Origin of the sequence: Cloacibacillus sp., from assembly GCA_036655895.1 — a bacterium.
Taxonomy (GTDB): domain Bacteria; phylum Synergistota; class Synergistia; order Synergistales; family Synergistaceae; genus JAVVPF01.
Genome location: JAVVPF010000053.1, coordinates 1 through 7,888 on the forward strand (window position 1 = coordinate 1; position 7,888 = coordinate 7,888).

The 7,888-nt window shown below is 56.5% G+C and carries 8 protein-coding genes; 2 read left to right on the plus strand and 6 right to left on the minus strand.

The window, feature by feature from the left end; genetic code table 11:
* Positions 1-1,174 (minus strand): hypothetical protein (locus RRY12_11865; protein MEG2185368.1); only part of this gene is annotated, 1,174 nt, incomplete at its 3' end.
* 116 nt (positions 1,175-1,290) lie between these two features.
* Between RRY12_11865 and RRY12_11870 the strand changes: the two genes are divergently transcribed.
* A complete protein-coding gene (locus RRY12_11870) occupies positions 1,291-1,551 on the plus strand; it encodes a type II toxin-antitoxin system RelB/DinJ family antitoxin (GenBank protein ID MEG2185369.1) in 261 nt (86 codons plus the stop codon).
* A complete protein-coding gene (locus RRY12_11875) occupies positions 1,544-1,801 on the plus strand; it encodes a Txe/YoeB family addiction module toxin (protein MEG2185370.1) in 258 nt (85 codons plus the stop codon). Before RRY12_11870 ends, RRY12_11875 begins: the two co-directional genes overlap by 8 nt.
* Before the next feature lie 108 nt (positions 1,802-1,909).
* Here the strand turns inward: RRY12_11875 and RRY12_11880 are convergent, their stop codons facing one another.
* Genes RRY12_11880 through RRY12_11900 form a run of 5 tightly spaced genes read right to left on the minus strand, consistent with a single transcriptional unit; the run spans position 1,910 to position 7,757 of the window.
* Positions 1,910-3,604, minus strand: coding sequence for a hypothetical protein (locus RRY12_11880; GenBank protein MEG2185371.1), 1,695 nt, complete (start codon positions 3,602-3,604; stop codon positions 1,910-1,912).
* A 13-nt stretch (positions 3,605-3,617) separates the two neighbouring features.
* The gene (locus tag RRY12_11885; GenBank protein ID MEG2185372.1) at positions 3,618-4,163 is read right to left on the minus strand and encodes a hypothetical protein; all 546 of its coding nucleotides are present in this window, start codon (positions 4,161-4,163) and stop codon (positions 3,618-3,620) included.
* 3 nt (positions 4,164-4,166) lie between these two features.
* On the minus strand, positions 4,167-4,652 hold the full coding sequence (locus RRY12_11890; protein MEG2185373.1) for a hypothetical protein: 486 nt from the start codon (positions 4,650-4,652) through the stop codon (positions 4,167-4,169).
* Between the two features lie 2 nt (positions 4,653-4,654).
* Positions 4,655-7,099 carry a hypothetical protein gene (locus RRY12_11895; protein ID MEG2185374.1) on the minus strand — a complete coding sequence of 815 codons (2,445 nt, stop codon included), beginning with the start codon at positions 7,097-7,099 and terminating at the stop codon, positions 4,655-4,657.
* A 1-nt stretch (position 7,100) separates the two neighbouring features.
* The gene (locus tag RRY12_11900; GenBank protein ID MEG2185375.1) at positions 7,101-7,757 is read right to left on the minus strand and encodes a hypothetical protein; all 657 of its coding nucleotides are present in this window, start codon (positions 7,755-7,757) and stop codon (positions 7,101-7,103) included.
* Positions 7,758-7,888 lie beyond the last annotated feature (131 nt).

Below are 7,888 nucleotides of genomic sequence, written 5' to 3' on the forward strand. Positions count from 1 at the left end.
CAAGCTTTGGCGCGATAGCGGGGTTGGCAGCAAAACCTTTTATGGCCCGTTTGCCATAGCCGCGCACATAGTCCATTATCATATTGCCGCCGATTTTACTGCCAAAGGACGATAATACGCCAGAAAACATATTGTATTCAATACCAGCGGAGACGGCGCCATAAAGGGCGGCAGCCGGCAACGCCGCGTACTGCGGCACTCCTTCTTTAACGAGGTTCTCGTTGAACTCCGCCGACTCGCGCAGGAACATGCGTGAGATCATGGAAGTGTTGTAAGCCATCTTTGCTGCGGAAAAGGCGGTCGCGCCTATCGCCGCCGTTCCCAGCGTCACCCCGGAGGCGGGTATTATGAGTGGCGCAGAAAGAGCGCCCAAAGCCAACCCTCCGGCCGCCATCCACAGATCCTGCGAATCGACCCAAGACCCCATGCTGTTTGCCGCGTCAAAAAACGCCTTGTTCAGGCCGGGATTATATGCCGGAGGCATAAGCTCTTCTATCTCTTTGTCTATCTCCTGTATTCTTTTAACGGCGCCCTCCGCAGGGCGCAGAAGGTTGTCATGATATAGCGCGCCGCGTTCGTCCCGCAGCTTCGATATCTTTACGCCGTTTATAACGTTCTGCGCTATACTCATGCGCTCTTTGACGACGCCGCTCGACTTCGCCAGTCGGTAAAAATCTTCATCGGCAAAAAAAGCTTCCGGATTGATGCCGACCGCCTCCGCCTCTTTTGTCCGGACGAATACCTCCTTTGGCTCAAGTCCAGTGACTTCGGAGATGGCGCCGACACGGTTCATTTGCAAATAACGCTTGCGTCCGGCCTCCGAATCGTCCGTGCGTCCAAATGAGGCGCTGACATCCGCCGGCTGCTTGTGCAAGAGCATGTCTTTTTCGTACAGCGCAAGTCGTTCAAGAATGGCATCGTCGGAATAGCCCCTTACGCGAGCCTCTGTTATCGCCTCTTTTTTGTTGGGATAGGAGAGGAATAAATAATCCTCGACTATCGGCGCCGTCTCTTTTCGTTCGGGCGTGTATGTAGGATCCTGTGCCAGGCGCGAGAGGTTTTCTTCGTTCCTTCCCTTCGAGTTACGGGGAAAAATTGTCTTTTCTTCCAATTCTTTTTTCCGCCCGGGGAAATAGGTAGGGTCCTGCGCCAATCTAAAAAGCTCTTCGTCCATCAAAAGACCTCCCACAAAACCACCTTAAATATTTAATACAACGTCATTCATGGCATTACTACGTATTCAAAAAACCGACAAACATGTTATAATTCCTATCGAAAGGAGTGGTAACCATGCCGCTTGCAACAATGTCTATCCGCGTGGAAGAAGATACCAAGCGTGAAATAGAGTCCTTCTGCGCCGACGTGGGAATGAACCCCTCGACGGCGGTCAACCTCTTCTTCAAAGCGATGCTGCGGGAAAACAGACTGCCCTTTGAAATATCGCGCGACCCCTTCTACTCGGAGACAAACATGCGTCACCTCAGAGAAAGCGTCGCTCAAATGAATGCGGGCAAAATCACGCGCCACGAGCTGATACCCTGCGATGAATAAATCATGGACGGATGAAGCCTGGGATGAATACCTGGACTGGCATGTCCGAGACAAAAAAATATTCAAGCGGATAAACCAGCTCATAGAAGACATCGATCGCCACGGCAACGAGGGACTGGGCAGGCCGGAACCGTTAAAGCACGAATTTTCCGGCTTGTGGAGCCGCCGCATCGACGAAAAGCATCGCCTCGTCTACAAACTGACCGAAACGGAAATAATAATCGTCCAATGCCGCGGGCATTATGAATGACGGCAAATGAACGAGACGGACCCAAAATGCGGTCAACATACTCAGGCAGCAAAGCTAGAGAAAAGAGGCCACCGGTGACAACACAGCGGCCTTCATGTCATGTACCGATTAATCGGCAGGAGGATTCGACTTGAGAATCTCGTCAAGCTCGTCCTGCACATCCTTTTTGGCTTCTGGCAAATTGTCAGTGTCATTTTTTTGCGACGACATCCCCCAAGGACGCGGAGGAACATCTCTTGCGATATCTTTAATTTTAAGCCCGTCCACGGACTTTTTAAGGGTTCCGAGCTCTGTGTCGCTGTCCCAGATCCAGCCTTCATCTATTAAAGGCATACCAGACTTATGTTTTTCCTCAATAGCCCGGAGCATGGCACGTCGCCCCGCTTCGTCCACCTGTTTATAGAAATCTGGGGCCGCCGGGTCAAGTTTTCTGCTCTCTTCACGAAAATAGAATATTGCCGTATTCCTGGCAGGATTTTGTGTGCCGCCAAAGATACTGCCGCCGTGGGTTTTTAGGAATAGATCCATGTTTTTCTCTTTGGTTTTGAGGTAATCTTTATTGCCCGGTGATATTTTCTTGTCATATTCGACGATTTGCCTGACTTCGTCATAGGTGATATATCCCATCGCGGCGGCTTTGTTTAAATGCTCGTTGGACATTCCCCTTAATTTTGCCTCGCCAAGCTGGGTAAAATACGCGCTGTGCTGCTCTTCGCTGATGCCAAGCCTTTTGCGCATCAGCCGTTCCTGTTCATCTTTCGGCAAATTTGCGAACTCAGGGTTGAAATGAACAAGCTGCCGCACCGCTTCTGCTCTGGTGAGAGGGAGGCGCGTAAGGGCTTCGCTCGGCTTCGGAGCAAAGATGCCTGTGCCGTGCACGCGGTCGTTGTCGACTTTTAGTCCGAGCGCCCACGCCTCTCCCTGTGTCCCGTAACCTTTGAATTTTTCTGAATAAGAGGCAATCACCCCGGCTACTTTGCTGTGGGAAGCGCCGCCATACAGGGCCTTTTGCACCTCTACTTTCGCTGATTCAAGCTCGGTATGTTGGGCGGCGCGTACGTCAGAGTACAGCGAATTGACATATCCGAGATAAACGTCCTCGTCCTTGCCCTTATAAGCCTCCCGAACCTCGGCGATCGCGGAAGAAAGCCCGTCCACGCCGTGCTTCTTGAGCATATCGCCGGCAAATGCCTGGGCGTTTGCCGCAAGTTCGTGAGCCTGCCTCTTATTCTCGACATCGATCTTCATCTTCGCGCGCTGCGCTTCATCCAGCCAGCTCATGCCGTCCACCGTAGCTATGGCGTTGTCCCAATCCTTATTCTGAATAAACTGGTTTATCGCTTCCAGCGCCGTCGCGCTTGCGTGATCGTCCTGTTTCTTCAAATACATTCCCTGCAAAACGGGAACCAGCTTCGCGCCCTCCGTTTCGATCATCGGGTCGACATACTTCAAAAGCCGTCCGTTCACGCCCTTGCGCAAATCGTCGTCATACTTCTTCATACGAGAAGTTATACGGTCGCCCATGCCCTCATAGTCGGGGATCCGCTCCTCCTCCAGGAGAACCGTCTTGAGCTCTGAGTCCCTCAATGCCTTTATCTTCGCCAGCTCGATGCGGTCCACCTGCTCCTGCTTTCGGATTGCCAGCTCTCCAAAAGATATGGCCTCTTTCGCCACCGCCTGCCCCAGCTTATATTGAGATTCCGCGACGACGACGCCGGTATTAGGCGCGCGCTCCTCGCGGCGCACGTCGGCCAGCGGCCTCACCTGCAACCGTTCCTCGGCCCTTGGAATAATCGTAACCATTTGTTATCACCTTTTATGGGAGCATATTAAGATAAGAGAGACCGCTTGGGCCTCCGTTCTTCCAGAAATCCCACTGCTTGGCCAGACTCGAGGCCCCCGTCAGCAGCGAAGTCCCAGCGTTCAGATAAGAGGCCTTCTTTGCCGCCTCGCCCTCCGCCTCATAATTCCTGGCCCGCGTCTCATAATTCGCGGCATTGCCCAAAAAGCCCCAGCTCTCCATGGCCGCGTTATAACTGGCCTTCGCGGCGTCCGCCGCCGTAATCCCGGCCGTATCCACCTGCATCGCAAGAGGCGAGCCCGTATCGAGCTGCGTGCCCGAAGAGGCCAGCGCCGCGCGCTGAGCCCCCGTAAACTGACGGCCCCTCTCGCGCACAGAGGCCGCTTCTATGCGCCCGCGCTCCAAAGCGTCCTCGCTCTTGCGTTTCTCCATCTCGGCGTTCTGCCGGGACATCGCGGCGGAATACTCGGCCTGCGCCTGCGCCGCCTTACCCTGACTTATCGCGCCCATCGCCGAAAAAGCGCTCCCGAAACCGGAAATCGCCATCGCCAAAGTACACATCTCTTACCCCCGCCTCCTTACCACCGGATAAAACCACTCCCCGTGCAGGCCGACCCTTCGCGCGGGAAGCACGCGAAAACCGCACCAGCGAAGCCAGCGCAAAGATTGCTCGTTCCAGACCCCGACGAAATTCACCATCACGGGAAAAACCTCGTTCAACCGCTCCACGACCCGCCGACAATGCCGCAGAAAGACAAACGGCGCGTGTTCTATTTCCTCTGAGGCCAGTGCCCAGACGACATGCTCGCAACCCAATAGCGCGCGCCTGGCCACACCGAAAAGCATCACGGGCGAACCGCGGCGCTTCACACAAAAACAAACCAGCGACCCGTGCACCGACTCCGCTGCAGCGTGCGCCGCCCCCTGTTCGCCGGAAGAGGCGAAAATCTCCCTGCGGTCCGCCTCCCGTAATTCAAGCGAGACGGCAAGACAGTCTATCGGTCTTACCTCTTCGACCGTCCAATCCTCATGCCTGTAATAAACCGTCATCCCTACCCACCGACCGTGACCTCGGGAATAAAGGCCAGGACCGTAAACGGCAGCGGCTCCTCCTGACGGAAATAAATCTGCCCCTCGCGGTTATACCCGCCGTTGAAACTTATCTCGATATCCCCCGTCTTAAGCCGCGTATGACAGCCGTACATCTCGACGGAGCGGTACTTGGGTTCATCCAGCGGCAGCCCTTCGCCCGCCCCGAACTTCCCGCCCAGCGTCTTCTCCACGCGCACTATGAGCTTGTTAATCGCCTTAAACCGCCCCTGAACCGAACCGTCCTTCAAACCGGGCTCCATCCGCAGCGTCTTCACCTCGGAAACATAGGGCAGCCCCAGCACGATGTCTTTGGCCGCGAAATCCAAAGTCACGCTCCCGCCCGCCACCGTCACGGGTGAAATCACAAAGCCGTCTGCCAGACCGGAAAGCGTTTTTCCCTCCAGATGCGACAGGCCGGAGACAACCTTCACAGCGGACTGACCATGATAAGAGAGCGCCGAATCGACGAAGACGGCCCGCTTCAAATCGCCGTCCGGCAGCCGGTGGGCGAGGCGTTCCACATAACGCTTCGTCACGCCGTTCACCGTACGCCGCACCACGAACCAAACCTCATCCTGCTTTGCGCCGGGAACCGAGACGACGGATTCAAAAGCCCCCGGCGTCGTATGCAGATGCCAGGCCATCACGTCATGCTCTGGCAGATAAGTGAGGGCGGCAAGCGCCCCGTCGTCGCGCACACACCAAAGCACCCCCCACGGCTCCCGCTGCAAAGCCATGGAAACCAGGGCTCTCTCCTCCAGCAAATGCTTCGCCAGCACCGACAGATCCGTCCCCTTATAGCCGTCCGACTCCAGAACATAGCCGAAATTCCGCAACGTCGAGCCCTGATTCTGCACAAACAAAACGATATTGCCCACCAATACGGGAGAGACGGCGGAGGCGCCGTAATAACTCTGCACCCGTGCGGGAGCGTTGGAAGGCGTGAAAGGATTGTCGCCCGGAGAAATCTTCCACTCCGAAGCCGCCGTAAAAACCAGCAGATCGGACATGCCGACGATATGGCGGATCGCGTTCACCTGCTCCGCCGCCAGCGTGATGGAGATGGCGTCGTCGTCCGCCGTAGGAACCGTCGTCCCGAAATCCCGATAGAGGTCCGGCTTGGAAAACCATAAAGTCTGCGGCTGCTTTCTTGTCGCGCCGAAAACCATCCGCTGATTGAAAAACCCGATCGTAGCCGGCCAGCCGTTCTCGCCGCTCCAGGCGCCAAAGGCCCACAGCTTCGTCGCGGAAACATCCGGCAGCCGGGTAAGCACCCGAGCGGAAGCCGAAGTCCCCGAAGAGACCGCGGTAATTGCAGCCATGCCGTAAAACTCCCCGCCCGAGGCGATAAGCGACACATAGCCGCGGTCCACATCGCCGCCGCCGTCCGGCACCACTTGCGCGAAAGAATAGCTGCGAACGCGCAGGCGCGTCGGTTCCTCAACGTCGCCGCCCTCGTTGAAATTCTTCGCCCCAGAGCTGTTCGACGAAGAAGAAGCCGCCGAAGAATAAGAGCGGACCTCCTTCCAGACGCCGGCGTCCTCATCCCAGCGCTCCAGATAGATCGTCCCGCGCCAGAAGCCCTGCGTCTGCAGGTCCCAGCTCTTATAGGCCCATATCTCGACGCCCTCCGTATCGCTTACCCTCTCCCAAGTAGAATCGGCCCCCGGCTCGCGCTTCTCGGTCTCCACGACGCTTTCGCGATAACCCTCCAGCGCCCGCCACATCTTGCCGTTATGCGTGCAAAAAGAGCCCTGCGGCCACTGCCGGTTGAACTCCCAGCTGTAAGCCGGCGCGTTCGGAATCCCCATGCTCGTGTAGCCCGCAGCGTCCGAACCGATCTTGAAGAGCGAACCCACGTGGCCGGAAGAAAACAGCGAAGCGGAAGCCGTCAGAGTGACGTTTCCCGTGACCCAGGAGGCCTTCACCGTCGTCTCCGTCACATTGACGTCCATAAACGGCCCGTTTTTGAAATCAAAATCCGTAAGCGTCCAGCTCGTATGCGAATAACGCGACAACATCTTCGGCCTCACGGAAGGATGAACGATAAACAGCACGTCGGCCGACTGCACAAAATTCAGGGCGGAAAGCGTCTCCTCCGTATAACCGCCGCTTTCGATCTGGTAACCGTCCGTATAAAAACGAATATACCCATGGCCGAATTCCAGCACATAGGCGTCCTGCGTATTATACTGAAAGGGCACCAACCGCACCTTTTTCGACGAATCCTTCACCTCTGAGATGAACTCCGTCCCCGGGCGGTTCGAAACCCCGCCATAGGCGTGCACGAAGGCGTTGCGGCACTTCGCAAGCCCTACGCTGTACTTTGCCATATCCACGCGGCCATACAACGCCGCTGAAAGCTCGCCTCCGGCAAAAGAGGGCTGAATCCCGTAAAAGCCCATCCTAACCCTTCCTCAGCCCGCGGCGGGCCAAAATAAACGACGACTCCCGCGGTCGTTTTGCCTCGCGGCGACGACCCTCGCCCGCGTTCAGCGCCTTCGCGTGCTGCAAAGCCTGCGCCAGGCGGCTCTCATAATACTGCGCCAGCTGCGCCGCGCCCGTAAGCGGCGCCGCCAAAAGCGCCGCCAGCTTCAGCGTCAAAAGCTCCACAAAATGCGCGTCAAAGACCGTTGGGTCCGTCACGCGCGCCACATACTCCAGCATCGCCCGTGGCACGTCCGTCAAACAGACCGAAGAACTGTCCGTCGCTCCTCCCAGGCGCGCGATCTCAAAGCGGGCGTCGGCGGATGAATATCTCTCCTGCCGATAATTTTCTTCCCCGCACATCTCGCAGGGAAAAACCCGCACCGCATAAAGAAAATCGTCCGGCAGCCCATAGACGTGCCGCCAATGGGGATGACTAAAAACCAATCGGGAAAGCTGGAAGAAAGAGCGCGCGAAATGCCACACCGCCTCCCGCAGCAGAAAATCCAGCGCCATGTCATAAAAATCCGTACACTTCCGCGCTGGGTCCGACGCCTCGTCCAAAGAGTCGATCGTCTGCACATTCGCCAGCCGCAGCGCCATATTGCAAATACCTACTATAGAAACCTCAGCCATAAAAATCACTCCATCCCTTATCGTTAAAAACGTCAAATAAAGCCGCGGGGGAGGAAGAACCGTCGGCTCCTCCTCCCCCGTTATCCTCTACTCTCCCCGAAGGTCGAACTCTCCGGGGTCCTCTGACGCGG